This window comes from Janthinobacterium sp. 64 (assembly GCF_002813325.1).
Taxonomy (GTDB): Bacteria; Pseudomonadota; Gammaproteobacteria; order Burkholderiales; family Burkholderiaceae_D; genus Janthinobacterium.
In genome coordinates this window covers 2,129,602-2,148,052 of the sequence record NZ_PHUG01000001.1, presented here as the reverse complement: position 1 = coordinate 2,148,052, position 18,451 = coordinate 2,129,602, and the positions used below count along the sequence as shown (strand labels likewise).

Sequence of the window (18,451 nt, the reverse complement as noted above, 5' to 3'; positions counted from 1 at the left end):
ACAACATTGTTGGCGTGGCCGATGGTGCTGTCGGATTACGGTCCTTCGGACCTAATCCGACCTACGCTGCGGTACCGACGGGACCCACATCCATGCCGTCATAGCTGGCCAGCTGGTTTTCCTGGGCAAACGCCATCAGTTCGCCATTGCGCGCGTGCAGGCTGTCGACGCCATGCACTTCGGCCTTTTCCACGTGCAGCACCCACACGGGCGCGGCGGCCGGGTCGTCCAGTTCAGGCTGGTACAGTTCCACCGGGCGGTAGCCCTGCAGCGCCAGCAAGGTGGCGGCCTGCTCCAGCGGTTCGGACGTGGGGTTGGTGAAGTAATAGCCCCACAGCAGCGGCTGGGACAGGTCCCACGGCGCGTTCTCGGCGATATTGGCAAACAGTTCGGTTACGTCGTCTTTGGTCATCATGGCGGTGGGCCTTCATTAAAATCTCAGGGCGCGATCTTAGCATCGACTGGCGCCGGGCGCGAAATACACGCCGACCTTCAATCCATGTCCATTCGCCGCCGTGGCCAGTTCCAGCCGTGCTCCATGCAGGGCAGCGATGTCGCGCACGATGGCCAGGCCCAGTCCCGCGCCGCCAGGGTTGCTCTCGAGCGCCGCGCCGACCCGGTAGAACGGCGTAAATACCCGTTCGCGTTCCGCGGGCGCGATGCCGGCGCCACTGTCTTCCACTTCCAGTACCGCGCCGTGCCCCGTCTGTGCGGCACGCACGCGCAGGATCACGCTGCCGCCCTGCGGCGTGTAGCGCAGGGCATTGTCGACCAGGTTGGCCAGCAGTTCGTGCAGCAGCAAGGCCTGGCCATGCACGGGCGCGTCGTCGGGTGCTTCCAGTGACAGATCGATATTCTTGCCGACGGCAGCCATGGCCATTTCCAGTCCGACCTGCTGCGCCACGTCGCGCAGCGCGACGGTATCCATGGCCAGGCTATCGCCGCCATGCTCGATGCGCGCCAGGGTCAGCAGACGGTTGGCCAGCAGCACGGTCGAATCGGTGGTGGCAGCGATCGAGCGCACGATGTCGCGCAGGGCGGCCATGTCGGACGGCGTGCCGGCGTGGCGGTCGCATTCGCGCATGGCCAGTTCGGCCTGGGTTTTCAGCACCGTCAACGGCGTGCGCAGCTGGTGCGAGGCGTCGGCGATGAAACGGCGCTGGCTGGCGATCAGCTGCTGCAGGCGCGACATGGAACCGTTCATGGCGCTCACCAGCGGGCGCATTTCCTTGTGCACCAGCGCGGGATCGACGTCGGACAGGTCGGACAGGGTGCGCGTCTCGACTTCCGTTTTCAGGCGCATCAGCGGGCGCAGCACCAGGCGCACGGCAAACCATACGAGGGCGCCCATCACCAGTATCATCGCCGCCTGCCAGCTCAGGGTATCGAACAGGATCTGGTTCGACAGGCCGCGCCGCGCATCGAGCGTTTCAGCCACCTGGATCAGGGCGATGCCGCGCATCGAGTCGTCATACACGGGTTGCAGCAGGGCGGCGATGCGGATCGGCTTGCCGTGATACTCGGCGTGGTAGAAGCGTACCAGGGCCGGGTAGTTCTGCGAGCGGGGCACGTTTTTCGGCACGGGCGGCAAGTCGCCGTAGCCCGAGACCAGTTCGCCGTTGATGCCCGTGACCTTGTAGTAGATGCGGCCCAGGGTGTCGGTCTCGAAGCTGTCGAGCGCCACGTAGGGCACTTCGGCCACCACCTTGCCGTTGACGATGGAGACGCGCTCGGCCAGCGCCCGCGTCGACGCCAGCAAGGAGCGGTCGTAGGCCATGTCGGCCGCGTCGAGTGCATTGCGGTAAACAAAAAAAGCGTCGAGCAGCACCAGCATCACCAGCGGGATGAGCAGCCAGCGCAGCAGCTGGCTGCGCAGGCTGCCCAACGGCCGGCCCTGCGCCCAGCGCTGGCGCAGGCGTTCCAGCAGGGGCGGGCGTGGGGCATGCGCCTTCATTTTGGCGTAGCTGGCGCCATCGCGCTGCGCGGCTGCAGCAGGTAGCCGATGCCGCGCAGGGTGGTGATGGCGGCGCCGTCGGGCGAACCGGCTTCCACGCCGTTTTCAAGTTTTTTACGTACCCTGTGGATGTACAGTTCGATGGCGTCCAGGTTGACGTCGTCGGCCAGCGCGAAGACTTCATCGAACAGCTTTTCTTTCGATACGGCGCGCCCCGAGCGCGTGATCAGCGCCTCGAGCACGGCATGTTCGCGCGGCGTCAGCGCCAGCGCCGCGCCAGCATAGCTGAACATGCGCGTGACGGTGTCGAAACTGAGCGCGCCGCAGCTGTGCACCAGCGCCTCGTTGCCCTGGCTGCGGCGCAGCAGGGCTTTTACGCGCGCTTCCAGTTCGGCCAGCTCGAACGGCTTGGCCATGTAGTCGTCGGCGCCCAGGTTCAGGCCCTGTACCTTGTCGTCGAGGCCGCCGCGCGCCGTGAGTATCATGACGGGAGTCTTGCCGCGCGTGCCGCCGCGCGCGCGCAGGCGGCGCAGCACGTCCAGGCCGTCCATCTTCGGCAGGGTCAGGTCGAGCAGCACCAGCGAGTATTCCTGCGTGTGCAGCAGGGCGTCGGCATCGGCGCCGTTGTGGGCGGTCTCCACCGTCAGGTGCGCGTCGCGCAGGGCCTTTGCCAGCCAGTGCGACAGTTCCAGATGGTCTTCCACTAATAATATGCGCATGGTCTCCGCCATTCGGTTCAAATGATGCAGTGTAAGCCTGGCGGCAGGGGCGGCGAGGAATATGTTGATGTCCATTGTGGCTGGCCGGCGACACCTGTCATGCTGAAAGCCAATTGAAAGGATGGCGCTCATATAGTGTGATCCTGATTCATGAAATTGATCAGGCATATCACCAATAACTATATCTAAGGGAGACTCACTATGAAAAAAACCGCATTCTCGCTGGCCGCCATGGCGGTGCTCGCCGCCGCAGCCGGCGCTGCCCAGGCGCAGTCGAACGTCACCGTGTATGGCTTGCTCGACGTCGGCGTCGATAACACCAGCAACGCTTCGGCATCGAAAGGCTCGCTCAGCCGCGTCAGTTCCGGCGGCATGAATACCTCGCGCTGGGGCATCCGCGGCAATGAAGACCTGGGCGGCGGCCTGAAAGCCGTTTTCAACCTGGAAGGCGGCATCCTGATGGATACGGGCGCGGCCGATGGCGCGCTGTTCAAGCGCCAGGCCTATGTGGGCCTGGAAGGCAGCTACGGCCGACTCGTGCTGGGCCGCTCGTTCACCACCGTGTACGACTTCGTGTTGCCCTTCGATCCGATGGGCTACGCGCCTTTCTATTCGTGGGCGACAGCGGGCGGCAAGGCTGTGCAAGGTCAGTACGGCATGACGACCGCTTTCGACAACCTGGTCAAGTACTCGGGCAAGGCCGGCGACTTCAAGTTCGGCGCCTCTTACGGTTTCGGCGAAAAAGCCACGGGTTCCCAGGACAGCGCCAAGTTTTCCTCGGGCGTGACCTATACGGCCGGTCCGGTCAGCCTGCTGGCCACCTATGAACGCATCAACGCCGACAGCATCGTGGGCGGTGCGCGCGACAAGACCACCTCCTATCACCTGGGCGCGATGTACAGCGAAGGCCCATGGAAGGTGCAGGCCGTGGCGCGCGACTACAAGCTCGATCCGGCCGCCTCGGGCAAGCCTGACCTGCGCGCTACCCTGTACTGGGGCGGCGTCAGCTACCTGACCACGCCGCAAGTCACGCTGACGGGCGCCATCTACTACCAGGATGTGAAGAACGTGGCCGCCAATACGGATGCCGATCCGATCATGTACGTGGCGCGCGTGCGCTATGCGCTGTCCAAGCGCACCGACCTGTACGTCGCTGGCGCCTATGCCAAGGCCAAGAACAACCAGCTGGTCAGCCTGTCGCGCGACGATGCCGGTTTTGGCAACACGCAACGCGGCGTGATCGCCGGCATCCAGCACCGCTTCTAAGCCATGGCCATGCTGCGCTCCCTGTTCCTGTTGCTGCCATGCCTGCTGCCCGCTTTTGCCGGGGCACAGGTGGCGACGCCAGCGCCGGTTGAATGCGTGGTGCCGTCCAAGCCGGGCGGCGCCATGGATCTGACCTGCAAGCTGGCGAAAAAAGGCCTGGCGCAGGAGGGCGTGGCAGCCGCGGCAGGTCCAGTGCGCATCAGCTACCTGCCCGGCGGCATCGGTGCAGTGGCCTGGCATTCGATGGGCTCGCAGCGCCGCCGCGCGGAAGCGAACACCCTGGTGGCCTTTTCGGGCGGTTCGCTGCTCAATCTGGCGCAGGGCAAGTTCGGCAATGCCAAGGCGGGCGACGTGCGCTGGGTGGCGGCGCTGGGTGCCGACTACGGCATGATCGCCGTGCGCAGCGATTCACCCTACAAGACGCTGGGCGACCTGATCGCGGCATTGCGCCAGCATCCTGACACGGTGCTGATCGGCGTCTCCGGCACCATCGGCAGCCAGGACTGGCTGAAGATGGCGCTGGTGGCGCGCCAGGCCGGCATCGACCCGAAAGTGCTGCGCTTCGTCGCCCTCGAAGGCGGCGGTGAAGTGTTTACGGCGATGCAGGCCGATTATGTGCAGGTGGTTTCGGGCGACACGTCCGAAGCCACCCTGAACGCCAGCGCCAACCATGCGCGCGTGCTGGCGGTGCTGTCGGAAAAACGCCTGCCCGGCGTGCTGGCCGGTGTGCCGACGGCGCGCGAGCAGGGCGTCGACGTGGTCTGGCCCATCATCCGCGGCGTGTGGATGGGGCCGCAGGTGCCCGAGGCGGACTACCAGCGCTGGGTGGCCACCTTCGAGCGTGCCATGGCCACGCCGCAGTTCGCCCAATGGCGCGCGCAGGCAGGCCTGTACCCGTTCGCCCTGACGGGACCGAAACTGACCGCGTATGTCAGGAAGGCGGTCGACGAGTATGCGAGGCAGGCGAATGAGCTTGGCCTGATGCGCTGAACGGCATCCCATTTAAAACAACTATTTCACAGACGGAGACAACCCCATGCAAACCAAGACCCTGCTTCAAGCCGCCATTGCCGCCGCGTTTGCCAGCCTGGCCGGCGCCGCTGTTGCGCAAGTGCCGCCCGGCTATCCGGCCGACTACCAGAAGATCGTCGACGCGGCCAAGAAGGAAGGCAAGGTGGTGATCTACAGCGCCACCGACAGCAAGGCCGCCGCGCCGCTGATCAAGGACTTCAGCGCCCTGTATCCGGGCATTTCGGTCGAATACAACGACATGAATTCGACCGAGGTGTACAACCGCTTCATTTCCGAAGTGGCAGCCGGCGGCAACACTGCCGACGTGATGTGGTCGTCCGCGATGGACCTGCAGATGCGCCTGGCCTCCGATGGCTATGCGCTCAAGTACAAGTCCGTCGAAGCGGCGAAGATTCCCGGCTGGGCCATGTGGGACGACCAGGCCTACGGCACCACGTTCGAGCCGGCCGCCATCGTTTACAACAAGCGCCTGCTCGATGCTAATGAAGTGCCGAAGAATCACGATGACTTCGTCAAGCTGATCGCCACGCCGAAATTCAAGGACAAGGTCACCACCTACGACATCGAGAAATCGGGCGTGGGCTTCATGTTCATGGCGCAGGATGCCAAGGAATACCCGCAATTCCTGGCGCTGCAAAACGCGTTTGGCACGGCCAAGGTGCGCGTGCAGTCGTCGACGGGCACCATGATGGAGCGCATTTCGTCGGGTGAAAACCTGATCGGCTACAACGTGCTGGGATCCTACGCCCTGGTGCGCGCCAAGACCGATCCGTCGATCGGCGTGGTGCTGCCCAAGGATTACACCCTGATTTTGTCGCGCGTGCAGTTCATCAACAAGAACGCGAAGAACGTCAACGCCAGCAAGCTGTGGCTCGATTACATCCTGTCGCACCGCGGCCAAACCATCATCGCCAACGGCGCCAAGCTGTTCGCCATCCGCGCCGACGTCACGGGCGAAACCACGTCGGCTGACCTGATCAAGCAAATCGGCGCGGCCAACGTCAAGCCGGTGCCGGTGCATCCGATCATCCTGCAATTTCTGGGACCGGCCAAGCGCATGGCCTTCCTGAAACAGTGGAAAGAAACAGCCGGCAAGAAGTAGGAATAGCCAACGCCGTCTTGGCCGCCCGCGAGCCTGGCTTGCGGGCACACGCAGCACCCTTCATTCATTGGATTCATCATGCAAACTGCCATCTTGCCGCTGCCTGCACGGTCGCGCTCTCCCTTGTCGCGCCTGAACTGGTCGCGCGGCGTGGTCGTGACGATCACGCTGATCGCCATTTTCCTGCCGCTGTTCCTGATTTTTTACCAGAGCTTTTTGAACGCGCCGTTTTTCATGCCGGTGCGCGAATTCGGCTTTGACTCTTACCGTTTCATCTTCGATGATCCCGATTTCGCCATGGCCTTCAAGAATGGCCTGATGCTGGCCTTCGGCCTGACCGTCATCGCCGTGCCGCTGGGCGGCATGCTGGCCTTCCTGATGGTGCGCACCGACTTGCCCGGCCGCGGCTGGGTGGCGCCGATGCTGCTGGTGCCCATTTTTGTGTCGCCGATGGTGATGGGCTTTGGCTATGTCGTCTCGATGGGCCCCGTGGGCTTTTACTCGGTCTGGGCCAAGGAGCTGCTCGGCTTCGTGCCCTGGAATATTTACTCGTTCACCAGCATCGTCATCATCGCCGGCCTGACGCACGTGCCGCACGTCTACCTGTATGCCTCGTCGGCCCTGAAAAGCCTCGGTTCCGATGTCGAGGAAGCGGCCCGCGTGGCCGGCGCCTCGCCGATCCAGGTGATGCTCAACGTATCGCTGCCGATGATCATGCCGGCGCTGGCGTATGCGGGCGTGCTGGTGTTCTTCCTCGGCTTCGAAGTATTCGGCCTGGTGCTGGTGCTCGGCGATCCGGAAGGCCATCTGGTGCTGCCGACCTATCTGTACAAGCTGACGAACAAGCTCGGCACGCCGTCGTACCACCTGATGGCCGCCGTCGCCGTCTGCCTGGTGATGGTGACCATGCCGCTGGTGATGATACAGCGCTGGCTGCTCAAGTCCGCCAACAAGTATGTGTCGATCAAGGGCAAGGGCGCGCGCAGCAAGGCCATGCCGCTGGGCCGCTGGAAGTGGCTGGCCTTTGCCTTGCTGGCGGGCTGGCTGATCTTCACCATCATCCTGCCGTTGACGGGCATCGTGCTGCGCTCCTTCGTGCAGTACTGGGGCGAAGGCGTGCACCTGGCCGACGTGCTGACCCTGCAGCATTTCCGCGACATCTTCGAGCAGCCGTCGCTGGTGCGCGGCATCGTCAACACCATCCTGATCGGCGTCGTCGGCGGCGCGCTGGCCGTGGGCTGCTACAGCTTCATCGCGCTGGCCATGCACCGCAAGCAGGACGGCATCACGCGCCTGCTCGATTACAGCGTGCTGGTGCCACGCGCCGTGCCGGGCTTGCTGGCCGGCCTGTCCTTCCTGTGGGTGTTCCTGTTCGTTCCGGCCTGGCTGGACGGCATGTTGAAAGGCATGGACAACGGCGTGGCCCTGTGGCTGAGCGGCCATGTGATCCCCGTGCTGCGTGAAGTGCGTTCGACCATCTTCGCCCTGTGGCTGGCGTATTCGGTGGTGTGGATGGCCTACGGCATGCGCCTCATTTCCACCGCGCTGCTGCAGGTGGGGCCGGAACTGGAAGAGGCGGCGCGCGCCGTCGGCGCCAACCGCGGCCAGGTGACGCGCGACGTCACGCTGCCGCTGATCAAATACGGCTTGCTGGGCGCCTGGCTGATGGTGTTCCTGATCTTCGAGCGCGAGTATTCGACGGGCGTGTACCTGCTCTCGCCGGGCACGGAAGTGATCGGCGCCATGCTGGTATCGCTGTGGGCCGGCGGCTCGACCGACCTGGTGGCGGCGCTGTCCTTCATCAATATCACCCTGGTGGCCATCGGCCTGGGCATCGCCTTGCGTTTTGGCGTGAAACTCCATAATTAATAGAAGACTGAGACCACATCATGAATGAACTGACCGTCAATGAATTGCACCTGGACTACGGCACCGGCGCTGCCGCCAACCAGATACTGAAGGGTGTTTCGATGCACCTGAAAAAAGGCGAAGTGGTCGCCTTGCTGGGGCCTTCGGGCAGCGGCAAGACCACCTTGCTGCGCGCCGTCGCCGGGCTGGAAAGCCCGAAGGCGGGCACGATCCAGATCGGCGAGCGCAACGTTTTCGATGGCGCGAAGCATTTCGAAATGCCGGCCGAGCACCGCAACCTGGGCCTGGTGTTCCAGTCGTACGCGCTGTGGCCGCACAAGACCGTGTTCGACAACGTCGCCTACGGCCTCAAATTGCGCAAGATGGGCAGCACGGAGATCGCCGCGCGCATCAAGGAAGTGCTGACGCAGCTGGGCCTGGGGCACCTGGGCGAGCGCTATCCGCATCAGCTGTCCGGCGGCCAGCAGCAGCGCGTGGCGATCGCCCGCGCACTGGTGTACAACCCGCCCGTGATCCTGCTCGACGAACCGCTGTCGAACCTCGATGCCAAGCTGCGCGAGGAAGCGCGCGCCTTCCTGCGCGAACTGATCGTGCGCCTGGGCCTGTCGGCACTGATGGTGACGCACGACCAGGGCGAGGCGATGGCCATTTCCGATCGTATTTTGCTGCTCAATAACGGCAAGATCGAGCAGCAGGGCACGCCGCAAAGCATGTATGAAACGCCGGACACCCTGTTTACGGCCGAATTCATGGGCAGTAACAACCGCCTGCCCGGCAAGGTGGTGCAGCGCGATGGCAACCAGGTGCGCTTGCTGGTCGACGGCGCCTCCATGCAGGGCGTGGCGCGCGGCGCCAACGTGGGTACGGACGTGACCACCATGATCCGCGTCGAGGAGGTGAAGATCAGCGCCACGCAGGTCGACAACGCCATCGAACTGCCGCTGCTGACCTGCATGTACCTGGGCGACCGCTGGGAATGCCTGTTCGAGCGCGGCGGCGCCGAAAACATCAGCCTGCGCGCGTATTCGCGCCACAAGCTCGACGCGGGCAAGTACTGGCTGCACATGCCGGCCGATAAGCTCTGGGTGTTTTAACGTTGGCGAGGTGGCCATGCTGGCCACCTCGTCCGTGTTGCCGTATCCTTAATTCCCCCGCACGACGATTTCCTGCACTTTCGGTTCGCGCTGGCGCATGAAGCGCACGATGGAGTCGACGCTGACGACGTCGATCTGGCGCGTCATGCGGCGCTCGAACGGGTGATCGTCAAAAGCGATATTCGCGCGGAACATGCGCGCACCGAGGCGCGTGGCGGCGGGTATGCTCAGCGTTTGCGGCGCGTAGCTGGCGCTGCGCAGCCAGGCTTGCGCTTCGGCGCGCGTTTCGATCTTGCCAGGCTCGTTGCCGGCAGCGGCCAGGATTTCCAGCACCCACTGGTTCGAGTTCTGGTATTTGGTGGAAAACGGGTAGGCCAGCATATTGTAGTGCGGCTCATGCATACGCTTGGGCGTGCCCGACGTCAGCAGGCGCGCCAGTTGCTGCTGCGTATCCTGGCCGGGAATCAGGATCAGGGATTCATACATGAACACATCATCCATGAAGAAATTGCCCAAGCCTTCGTTGAACAGCGACGATTGCGCCGTGCCGCATTCGTTGAGTTCATGCACCACCAGCCAGCGCCCTTTCGGGTGGTCGCGCCAGGCCAGGGCCACGTGCGAATAGCGCAAATTGTACTTCGACAAGTCCTGGCCGACGCGCGCCACCAGGGCCACTTGCGCACCCGAGCCATCGAGTGCCTGCAAGGTTTTTTGCGCCAGGTCCATCGACTTGACGAGCGTAGTAGCATCGGTGGGTTTTTCCTCGCACGAGCGTCCCGCATGGGCGGTGCCGGCCAAGGCCAGGCTGATGAGAATGGCAGTCAGGTGTTTCATGGGTTCACGCTTTCGAATGGTGGAGGATGGCATTGCCGGCCGCATTCGGCACATAGGCGATGACCTTGCCCGACAGCACCAGCATGTGGCCCGTCGAGACGGCCACCACCTGGATCACCGTGCCGGCCGCCAGCGACAGGCCCTGCGTGGCTTGCTTGCCCAGCTTGACCGATGCCGTGGCCGCCTTCGAGGCGCCCCTGGCTGTGCTTTTGAGCACGACGACGCTGCCGTCGGCCACGTCTTCCACCGTGTCGATGACAATTTCACCGGCGGCGGCCAGCACGTACATGGAGCCGAGCAGCACGATGGCCGACGCCATGCTGGCGTTGTCGGAGGCCCTGCTGGCATCGGAATTGGCGGCCTGCGATGTCAGGCTGACGGCGCACAGCAAGGTCATGGCGAGTAGGTGTTTCATGGATGTCCTGTTCTTCTTGATGGGGCTTACACTTGGGAGTGATGCAGCAGTGCCTTGCCCAGTTCATTCGGGATGAAGGCGATGGCCTTGCCGGACAGCACCAGCATGTGGCCGGTGGACATCGCCACCACGCTAACCACCGTGCCGGCGGCCAGTGACAGGCCTTTGGCCGCTTGCGTGCTCATCTGGATGGAAGCGCCGCCCGCTTCGGATGCGCCCTTGAGCACGATGACGATGCCTTCGCCTACCGTCTCCACGCTGGCAACGACGATCTGTCCGGAAGCGACCAGCATCGACATGGAACCGGCTACCACGATGGCGGAACCCTGGCTCAGGTTTTGCGAGCCTTTCGACAGGTTTTCCGAGACGGCCGCATGGGCTGAACCCGCCATGGAAGCGGCCAGCAGCGACAAGGACAAGCAGATGGGTAGCAAGCGTTTCATGGATGTCTCCTTCTTGATATGCCTGATTGGCAGAGGCATGATTGTCGACGGCAGCATTTCGGTCAATCAAAACGCTACTCGTAGTGGTCAGTCATACTCATGGTATTACTTTTTGATACCATACTGGCTTGCAGTAATTAAAGGATCGCCATGCCCCAGACCCACGCCTTGATTGAAGCCTTGAAGCGACTATTGAAAGCGCGCTCCGTCACGTATGCCGAACTGGCGCAGCGCATCTGCATATCCGAAGCCAGCGTCAAGCGCATGTTTTCGCAAAAGCAATTCACGCTGCAGCGGCTGGACCAGATACTGGTCGCCATCGGCAGCGATTTCCAGCAACTGGCGCAGGCCGTACACGCGGCGCAGGCCACACCGACGCTGATCACGGGGCTGACGTATGCGCAAGAGAAGGAAATCATCGATGATCCCAGGCTCTTCGTGGTGGCCGTCTCCGCCTTGAACCTGCTGCCGCTGGAACAGATCATTGCCATCTACGACATCAGCGAGGCGCAAGCCGTGAAATACCTGCTGCGTCTCGACAAGATCGGTTTTCTGGAACTGCTGCCGAATAACCGGGTCAAACTGCTGGTGGCGCGCACGTTTGCGTGGATACCGAACGGTCCTATCCACACGTATTTCAAAAAGGAAGCCTATGGCGACTATTTGAACTCGCAGTTCGATGGTGAGACGGAGTTGCTGCGTCTGGTGAACGTGATGCTGTCGAAAAAATCCACGGCGGCCTTGCTCGAACGCCTGAAGCAAGTGGCCGTGGAATTCTCGCAGCAGCACCAGGAAGACGCGCGCCTGCCTGGCGATGAGCGCCTGGCCATCAGCTTCATGCTGGCGGCGCGGCCGTGGATGCCGCGGACGTTCAAGGCACTGCTGCGGCAGTGAGACGGCACGTGCCGCGCTCAGACGGTTAAGGTTAAGGTTAATGTTCCTGCTCCTGCTCCTGCTTGTCGGCACTGCCATGTTCCGCTTTCATCTGCGACAGCAAACGCCAGGCAAAAAAGCCCAGCACGGCCACGCCCAGCAGCAGTGCGGCCCACAGCGCGGCCAGGCGCCACGGTGCCCCGTCCTTTGTGACGGGGGCTGGTGCCGCCACGCCCCCGTTGGGTTTGAGCGGGCCGGCGTTGGCAGTCTTGAGCGCCAGCAGCTCGTCCGCCCTGAAGCCGGGCGCCACCTGTGCCAGCGGCTGCGCAACGGCGGCGGCGTTGCTGTTGCCGAATGCCAGCTGATAGGGCGGCTTGCCGCTGGCCAGGAAAACGACGGTGGCCGGTGTCCAGCCCAAACGCAAGAAGGGCGCATTGGCTGCGGTGACAGGGTGTTCCGTGGCGGTCTGCAGCACCCATGCGTTTGTTTGCGTCACGGGCATGGCCAGGTCGCCCGAGATCCTCTCTTTGCCATCGAGGCCGATGCGGTAAAACGTGGTGCTCAGCAGGGGATCGAAATACGCGCCTTGCGCGGGACGCGCCTGGTGGCGCAGGTGCAGCCGGTGCCGGGGAACATCGCTGTTCTGGCGATACACGCCCAGGGTTACGGGCAGTACCGTATTGGTCTGTGCCAATTGCAGGGCGATGCTGTCGGCGGGAATGGCGAGAGGAGTGGCATAGCGCCATTCATTTGCCTGCTTGCCGGGCGTGCCTTGCAGCACGACGCTGGCGCGCGGCGCGGCGATGTCCGTTTCGCTGACGGCTTGCGCCGTAATGGCCGCAAAGGCCAGCGGTTCCCCCGCTTGCCAGCTCAGGCGCGCGTAGCGAAAAGCGCGCGGCGCAAAGGCGATGCTGTCGTTGGCCAGGGTCTGCGTGTCGTTGTTGCTGAGCCAATTCAGGGTGGTGGTGCCGATGGCGTCCCATTGCTTCAGGTCATCGCTCACTTCCAGCAGCACTTGCGCACTGTAATTGTCCGTGCGGGCCGGTGGCGTGAAACGCAAGGCGGCGATGCGCTTGTCTTGCGTTTGTTTGCCCAGGTCGAGGATCAGCGCTTGCAGCGCCGCCGTGGCCGCAGCCGTGCCGGCGCGAGTGCTGACCGACAGCAAGCGGCCATCGTCCGCCGTGCGGATGTCGATGCCTTGCAAGCCATCGCCAGTTGCCGGCGCGCCCGTCACGGGGAAAATGCGGGCGGGAATGTTCGTGCGCTGCGTGGCCGATTGCGCGGGCGGCGCGCCGATGGCGTAGGCCAGGCGCTTGCCATCGGCGTCGAACAGGCGCAGGTCGGCCAGGCTGGCCGAGCTGGCGTGCAGGTAAACATCCCTGGGCAATGTTAGCTGCACGATGCCGGCGCCGGACGGCGACAAGATGGGCATGCTCCAGGCATAGTCCTGCGGCCGGTCCTGGCCAGGCGCTGCCAGCGCGGCGCCTGCCACCAGCAGGCTGCAGCAGATCAATGAGGCTTTCATGCGGCTCCTTGTTGCGGTTCGGCTGGCGCTGGCGCGGCAGCCTTGGGGAAGGGCGCCAGGTAGCCGATCAAGACCATCAGCAAGCCGACACCGACAAAGGAGATGATGCGTTCGATGCCGCCCACGTTCGACAGGTCGATCAGGAACAGTTTCACGACTACCAGCCCCAGCAGCACGGCACCCATGCTCCATTGCTGGCGCCGCTGCTGGCGCGCCGCGTGGCGCATCAGCAGCAGGGCCGTGACGCTCCACACGAGCGACAGCATCGCTTGCACGAACTGCGAGGCCAGCATGGCGTCAAAGGTGTACGGCACGCCGACGTAGTGCGATACGGTGCGCAGCAGCATCAGGTTGAACCAGCCATACAGCAAGCACGCGGCCACAACGGGCAGGCGCGCTTGCCACACGGCGGGCAGCGGGATCTGGCCGGCCGGGAATAAACGATAGCTGGCAATGGCCAGCAGGATGGCAAAGCCCGTGCTCAGGTCCAGCGGATTGAGCAGCGGCAAATAGGGCAGCGGCGCCATGGCGCCATCGTCGACAATATTCCACGCGGCAATCAGCAGCAGCGACCACAGCGCGCCCAGCGGTATCAGGGTACGCTGGTACCACGCGGCAATCGGCGCCACCGGCCAGGCGCCCGCGCGGCAGCGGCGGATCAGCCAGGCCAGCGCCAGCATCATGGTCCAGGCCGGCAAGTAGCGGGCCCAGGCGGGGCTGACATTGTCTTCATGCTGTGCCAGCCAGGCGCTGACATGCATGGCGCCCACGGGCCACAGCATCAGCCAGGGCGCGGCCGTGCGCAGCGTATGCAAGAAACGCAGTGCCCGCACGTCGAGTTGCCAGCCCGCTTGCGGCCAGGCCCGCAGCAGGTACTCGCCGGCCGCCAGGGCACAGGCCAGAGCCAGCCAGCTCAAGCCCGTCGGCAGGTAATCGTGCAGGTACAGTGTCAGCAGCAGGTTGGTGCTCCACAGGCCCAGGCCGAGCCAGGCAGCCACGCTGAACCAGCGCAGCTGCGGCCACTCCAGGCGCCGCGCCAGGAGGGCGAACGCGGGCGTCGTGACGCACACGGTGATCAGATACAGCGCCAGCCAGTGCTCGCCCGCGTGCGCTTGCATCGTCAGGTCGCCGTCGATCAGGCGCAGCAGCCAACTGGTGAAGGGCACGAGGATGGCGGCAAACCACAGCAAGCCGCTCCAGACCAGCAGGGGGCGCGCTACCAGGGCCAGCAGTTCGTCGCCGCCGCGCGCGCGCAGCGCCAGGAAACGGGCGCTGGCAAAGGCGGCGGCGCCCAGCAGCAGGGCGCTGAGGAAGGAACCGTCGAACAGGCTGGCCGGGTGCTGGTCCCAGGCCCAGCTGGCGCGGCTGAGCATGACCATGCCGGCCAGCACCTGCACGGCCAGCAGCAGGGCGCGCGGCGCATGCCATTGTTCGCGCCGCGCCAGCGCCGCCAGCAAGGCGGCCACAGCCAGCGCACTGACGGTCAGCAGGTTCAATTGCGTGGCGGCAGCCGTGCGCAGCAGGATTTCGGTCCAGATGCCGCCCAGCAGCCAGGCCGTGGCGGCCGTCAGGAACAGCACGGACAGGCTGCGCATGAATTCCGGATGCAAGTGGCTGCCATGGCGGCGGAAATTGTAGGCCATCACCAGCGCTGCGGCGGCCAGCAGCGCGCAGCCGAGCCAGATGTTGGCCTGCAGGGCCGCTGCCGTATTGAGTTCCTGCATGGCGATGAGGAAGGCAATCCAGGCGGCCCCCTGCACCAGCAGGCCAAAGGCCCAGGCCAGCGTCTGGCGCTGGCGCAAGCCGACCCAGACGATGCCCGCGCCTTCCAGCGCCCAGGCGGCGGACGTCCAGCGGCCATCTAATGCAAACGGGATGGCCAGGGTGCCGAAGACGATGCCCAGCGCGAGGAAGGCTTCGGCCAGCAGTTTGAAACCGTTCCTGCGCCACAGCGCCACGGCCAGTCCCGTGTAGGTCAAGCCGGCAAGCAGCGCGGAAAATGCCAGGCCGAAGTCAAAGCGCCAGACCAGGCTGTATTGCAGGCCCATGGCCGCCAGCGGCGTGCCGAACACGAGGGTGCCATCCACATAGTGTTTCAAGCGCGGCGCCTGGCGCGCGCAGTAGGCAATCGCGATGCCGATATAGAACAGCACGAACAGGATCAAAAACAGCTGCGTCGACAGGTAGTGCTCGGGCGAGTAGCGCAGCAGGCCCCAGGTGGTGGCGACGACGAAGGTGAAGCCAAAGCTCAGCACATTGAGCACGCGCCAGGCGCGTTTCAGGGCGATGGCGAAGACGCCCGCATTGAGCAGCGCGTAGTAGCTGAACAGGCCGATATGGTTGCCGCTGCCCGTCGACACGAGCAGGGGCACGGCAAAACCGCCGACGATGCCGAAGACGGCCAGCCAGACGGCGTTTTGCAGCACGGCCAGCAAGCACGTGAACGCCGTCAGCACGAACAGCACGGCAAACGCCATGCCGGCCGGGATCAGTTCATACAGGCGGAAGGCGCCGAACGTCACCAGCATCAATATCGCCAGCGCCGTGCCCTGCAGCGGCAAGCTGATGCCGGGGCGGCTGGTGCGGATGCGCCAGGCCCAGGCCAGCAGCGCGATGTCGGCCAGCGCGATGCCTGTCAGGCGCAGTTCGATGGGCACGGTGACCTGCGCCGACACGTACTTGAGCAGGAAGCTGACGCCGAGGAAGAGGATCAGCAAGCCCAGTTTGGCAACCAGGTTGCCGGTAAACAGCCAGTTCTTCGCCTTGGCAACGAGGCCATCCGGGTGGGCGATCCAGGTGGGCGTATTGGGGACGGTAGGGGCAGGTTTGGCGGGAGCTGGCGCAGTGGGGGGCGATGGCTTCGGTGGCACGGGAACGGCAGGCGCGGCCTTTGCCAGCTCGACCGGTTCGATCCGGGCCGCCTTCGACACCGGCACCTGCACCTGCACCGGCGCCGGCACCGGCACGGAAGCAGGCACCGGCACCGGCGCAGCACTCTTCACGGCGGGTGCTGCAGCTGGTGCTTCGGCCTGGCCTTCCAGCGCTCGCAGGCGCTGCCCGATGCCGTCGACTTCCTTGCGCAGGCGCGCCGTCAGCAATTCCAGATCGGCCACTTTCCTGCGGTACTGCAGCACCTGCACGAAGGCGGTGATCAGCAAGCCAAATATGATCAGCGATATCAATCCAAACATGGAGGCAGCTTTCCGGGAAGGGCAGGCAGGGGCGCCAGCGGTATGCGCACATTACCTTATTATTAAGAAACAAGCGATTTCTGTTGCGTCAGAGTAAGAGCCAGGCAGTGCGTGCAGCGGCAAGGCGAGCATGACGCGGCAGGCCGTTTTCCGTATTGATGCGAAGCAAGATGACGACATTCAGATTGTCGTGCGCAAGATAGTGCTGTATTTTAGCAATTCCTTAATTGCCCGTTCCCCATGCCATGAGTCAAAGCAGCCAGTTTTCCTTATTGTCGCAGCGCCGTTTCGGGCCCTTCTTCTGGACCCAGTTCTTTGGCGCCTTCAACGACAATCTGTTCAAGACGGCATTGATGGTGATCCTCGCCTATGACGCGCTGAGCTGGACCACGCTCGACCCGTCCACCATCACCAACCTGATCCCGGGCCTGTTCATCCTGCCCTACGTCGTGTTTTCGGCCACGGCGGGCCAGCTGGCCGACAAGTTTGAAAAGGCGGGCCTGGCCCGCTTCGTGAAATGGATGGAGCTGGCCATCATGGCCGTGGCCGCCGCCGGCTGGATGACGCATACCCTGTGGCTGCTGGTGGCCGCGGTGGTGGGCATGGGCGTGCATTCGACCCTGTTCGGTCCCGTCAAGTATGCCTACCTGCCGCAGCAGCTGAAACCCGAGGAATTGGTCGGCGGCAATGGCCTGATCGAGATGGGGACGTTTGTCGGCATTTTGTTGGGCGAAATCCTGGGCGCCGTCTTGATCGTGCACAAGCCGCTGGGCGTGGAACTGGTGGCCGGCGCGACCATCGCCGTGGCCGTGTTCGGCTTGATCGCCAGTTACCGCGTGCCGCGCACGCCGGCACCGGAGCCGGACTTGAAGGTGAGCCTGAACTTTGTCGCCGAGTCGTTCCGCAACCTGAATTTTTCGCGCAAGAACCGTCCCGTCTTCCTGGCCATGCTGGGCAACTCCTGGTTCTGGTTTTACGGCGCCCTGATCCTGGCCCAGTTCCCCGTGTATTCGAAGGATTTCCTGCATGGCGACCACAGTGTGTTCGTGCTGCTGCTGACCGTGTTTTCCATCGGCATTGGCACGGGTTCTTTGCTGTGTGAACGCCTGTCCGGCCACAAGATCGAGATCGGCCTGGTGCCGTTCGGCTCCATCGGCCTGTCGCTGTTCGGCATCGACCTGTATTTCGCCAGCAATGCGTATGCGAATACGCAAGTGGTCGACGCGCTGGCTTTTGTGGGCCAGGCGGGCGTGCCGCGCATTCTGATCGACATCGTCATGATCGGCGTGTTCGGCGGCTTTTTCATCGTGCCCCTGTTCGCCCTGATCCAGACGCGCTGCGACCCGAAACACATTTCGCGGACCATCGCCGGCATGAATATCCTCAACGCCCTGTTCATGGTGGCGGCGGCAGGCGTGGCCATCGTGCTGCTGGGACAAGGATTTACGATTCCGCAACTGTTCCTCGTCACGGCTATTTTGAATGCGCTGGTGGCGGCCTACATCTTCTCGCTGGTACCGGAATTCCTCATGCGCTTTCTCGCATGGATACTCATCCAGACCGTGCATCGCGTGAAAGTCGTCGATGGCGAGCGCATTCCGACGGAGGGCGCGGCCGTGCTGGTGTGCAACCACGTCAGCTATGTGGACGCCATCGTCATCATGGCGGCCAGCCCGCGCCCCATCCGCTTCGTCATGGACCACCGCATCTTCAAGATGCCGCTGATGGGCTGGATCTTCCGCACGGCCAAGGCGATACCGATCGCGCCGGCCAAGGAGGATCCTTTCCTGATGGAAAAAGCGTTCATTGACATTGCGCAGGCGCTGCACGAAGGCGAACTCGTGTGCATCTTCCCCGAAGGCAAGCTGACGCGCACAGGACAGATCAGCGAATTCAAGGGTGGCATCGCGAAGATCGTCGAGCGCAGCAAGGTGCCCGTGATTCCGCTGGCGCTGCGCGGCTTGTGGGGCCATTTGTTGAGCCACCGCAACGGCCATTTGTTCGAGCGCGCCTTCAAGGCGGGCTTGCGCTCGCGTCTGTCGCTGGCCGTGGGCATGCCCGTGGCGCCCGAGGCCGCCACGCCGGAATTGCTGCAGCAAAAGGTGCAGGAATTGCGCGGCAAGTGGAAATAAAC

Annotated in this window: 15 protein-coding genes; 7 read left to right on the top strand and 8 right to left on the bottom strand. The window is 63.8% G+C overall.

The window, feature by feature from the left end:
- Positions 1 to 61 precede the first annotated feature (61 nt).
- The 3 genes from CLU91_RS09445 to CLU91_RS09435 are packed head-to-tail and all read right to left on the bottom strand — an operon-like array spanning position 62 to position 2,673.
- A complete protein-coding gene (locus CLU91_RS09445) occupies positions 62 to 415 on the bottom strand; it encodes a ribonuclease E inhibitor RraB (protein ID WP_100873948.1) in 354 nt (117 codons plus the stop codon).
- 36 nt (positions 416 to 451) lie between these two features.
- Positions 452 to 1,954 carry a sensor histidine kinase gene (locus CLU91_RS09440; protein ID WP_232730688.1) on the bottom strand — a complete coding sequence of 501 codons (1,503 nt, stop codon included), beginning with the start codon at positions 1,952 to 1,954 and terminating at the stop codon, positions 452 to 454.
- Positions 1,951 to 2,673, bottom strand: a complete 723-nt coding sequence (locus tag CLU91_RS09435) for a response regulator (protein ID WP_100876656.1) — start codon at positions 2,671 to 2,673, stop codon at positions 1,951 to 1,953. The genes CLU91_RS09440 and CLU91_RS09435 overlap by 4 nt, the downstream gene beginning before the upstream one ends.
- A gap of 201 nt (positions 2,674 to 2,874) precedes the next feature.
- On the opposite strand from CLU91_RS09435, the gene CLU91_RS09430 reads away from it, so the two are divergent.
- The 5 genes from CLU91_RS09430 (at position 2,875) to CLU91_RS09410 (ending at position 9,036) form a co-directional block, all read left to right on the top strand.
- The gene (locus CLU91_RS09430) at positions 2,875 to 3,939 is read left to right on the top strand and encodes a porin (protein ID WP_100873947.1); all 1,065 of its coding nucleotides are present in this window, start codon (positions 2,875 to 2,877) and stop codon (positions 3,937 to 3,939) included.
- Between the two features lie 3 nt (positions 3,940 to 3,942).
- Positions 3,943 to 4,929 carry a Bug family tripartite tricarboxylate transporter substrate binding protein gene (locus tag CLU91_RS09425; RefSeq protein ID WP_442906428.1) on the top strand — a complete coding sequence of 329 codons (987 nt, stop codon included), beginning with the start codon at positions 3,943 to 3,945 and terminating at the stop codon, positions 4,927 to 4,929.
- A gap of 46 nt (positions 4,930 to 4,975) precedes the next feature.
- Positions 4,976 to 6,073: an ABC transporter substrate-binding protein gene (locus CLU91_RS09420; protein ID WP_100873946.1), complete on the top strand. Its 1,098-nt coding sequence runs from the start codon at positions 4,976 to 4,978 to the stop codon at positions 6,071 to 6,073.
- Between the two features lie 78 nt (positions 6,074 to 6,151).
- Positions 6,152 to 7,942 carry an ABC transporter permease gene (locus tag CLU91_RS09415; protein WP_100873945.1) on the top strand — a complete coding sequence of 597 codons (1,791 nt, stop codon included), beginning with the start codon at positions 6,152 to 6,154 and terminating at the stop codon, positions 7,940 to 7,942.
- A gap of 20 nt (positions 7,943 to 7,962) precedes the next feature.
- Positions 7,963 to 9,036 (top strand): ABC transporter ATP-binding protein, encoded by a 1,074-nt coding sequence (locus tag CLU91_RS09410; protein ID WP_100873944.1) that lies wholly within the window; start codon positions 7,963 to 7,965, stop codon positions 9,034 to 9,036.
- A 48-nt stretch (positions 9,037 to 9,084) separates the two neighbouring features.
- Here the strand turns inward: CLU91_RS09410 and CLU91_RS09405 are convergent, their stop codons facing one another.
- The 3 genes from CLU91_RS09405 to CLU91_RS09395 are packed head-to-tail and all read right to left on the bottom strand — an operon-like array spanning position 9,085 to position 10,728.
- Positions 9,085 to 9,870: a DUF2145 domain-containing protein gene (locus CLU91_RS09405; protein ID WP_100873943.1), complete on the bottom strand. Its 786-nt coding sequence runs from the start codon at positions 9,868 to 9,870 to the stop codon at positions 9,085 to 9,087.
- A 4-nt stretch (positions 9,871 to 9,874) separates the two neighbouring features.
- Positions 9,875 to 10,285, bottom strand: a complete 411-nt coding sequence (locus CLU91_RS09400; RefSeq protein WP_157814665.1) for a hypothetical protein — start codon at positions 10,283 to 10,285, stop codon at positions 9,875 to 9,877.
- A gap of 26 nt (positions 10,286 to 10,311) precedes the next feature.
- Positions 10,312 to 10,728 (bottom strand): hypothetical protein, encoded by a 417-nt coding sequence (locus tag CLU91_RS09395; RefSeq protein WP_100873941.1) that lies wholly within the window; start codon positions 10,726 to 10,728, stop codon positions 10,312 to 10,314.
- 150 nt (positions 10,729 to 10,878) lie between these two features.
- Between CLU91_RS09395 and CLU91_RS09390 the strand changes: the two genes are divergently transcribed.
- Positions 10,879 to 11,622, top strand: a complete 744-nt coding sequence (locus CLU91_RS09390) for a helix-turn-helix domain-containing protein (RefSeq protein WP_198521291.1) — start codon at positions 10,879 to 10,881, stop codon at positions 11,620 to 11,622.
- 37 nt (positions 11,623 to 11,659) lie between these two features.
- Here CLU91_RS09390 and CLU91_RS09385 read toward each other — a convergent pair whose 3' ends face one another.
- The gene (locus CLU91_RS09385; protein WP_100873939.1) at positions 11,660 to 13,126 is read right to left on the bottom strand and encodes a DUF3999 family protein; all 1,467 of its coding nucleotides are present in this window, start codon (positions 13,124 to 13,126) and stop codon (positions 11,660 to 11,662) included.
- On the bottom strand, positions 13,123 to 16,317 hold the full coding sequence (locus CLU91_RS09380; RefSeq protein WP_100873938.1) for a DUF2339 domain-containing protein: 3,195 nt from the start codon (positions 16,315 to 16,317) through the stop codon (positions 13,123 to 13,125). Before CLU91_RS09380 ends, CLU91_RS09385 begins: the two co-directional genes overlap by 4 nt.
- Before the next feature lie 245 nt (positions 16,318 to 16,562).
- Here CLU91_RS09380 and CLU91_RS09375 point away from each other — a divergent pair, with 245 nt between their 5' ends.
- Entirely contained in the window at positions 16,563 to 18,449 is a 1,887-nt protein-coding gene (locus CLU91_RS09375; protein ID WP_100873937.1) for an MFS transporter, read from the top strand.
- Positions 18,450 to 18,451 lie beyond the last annotated feature (2 nt).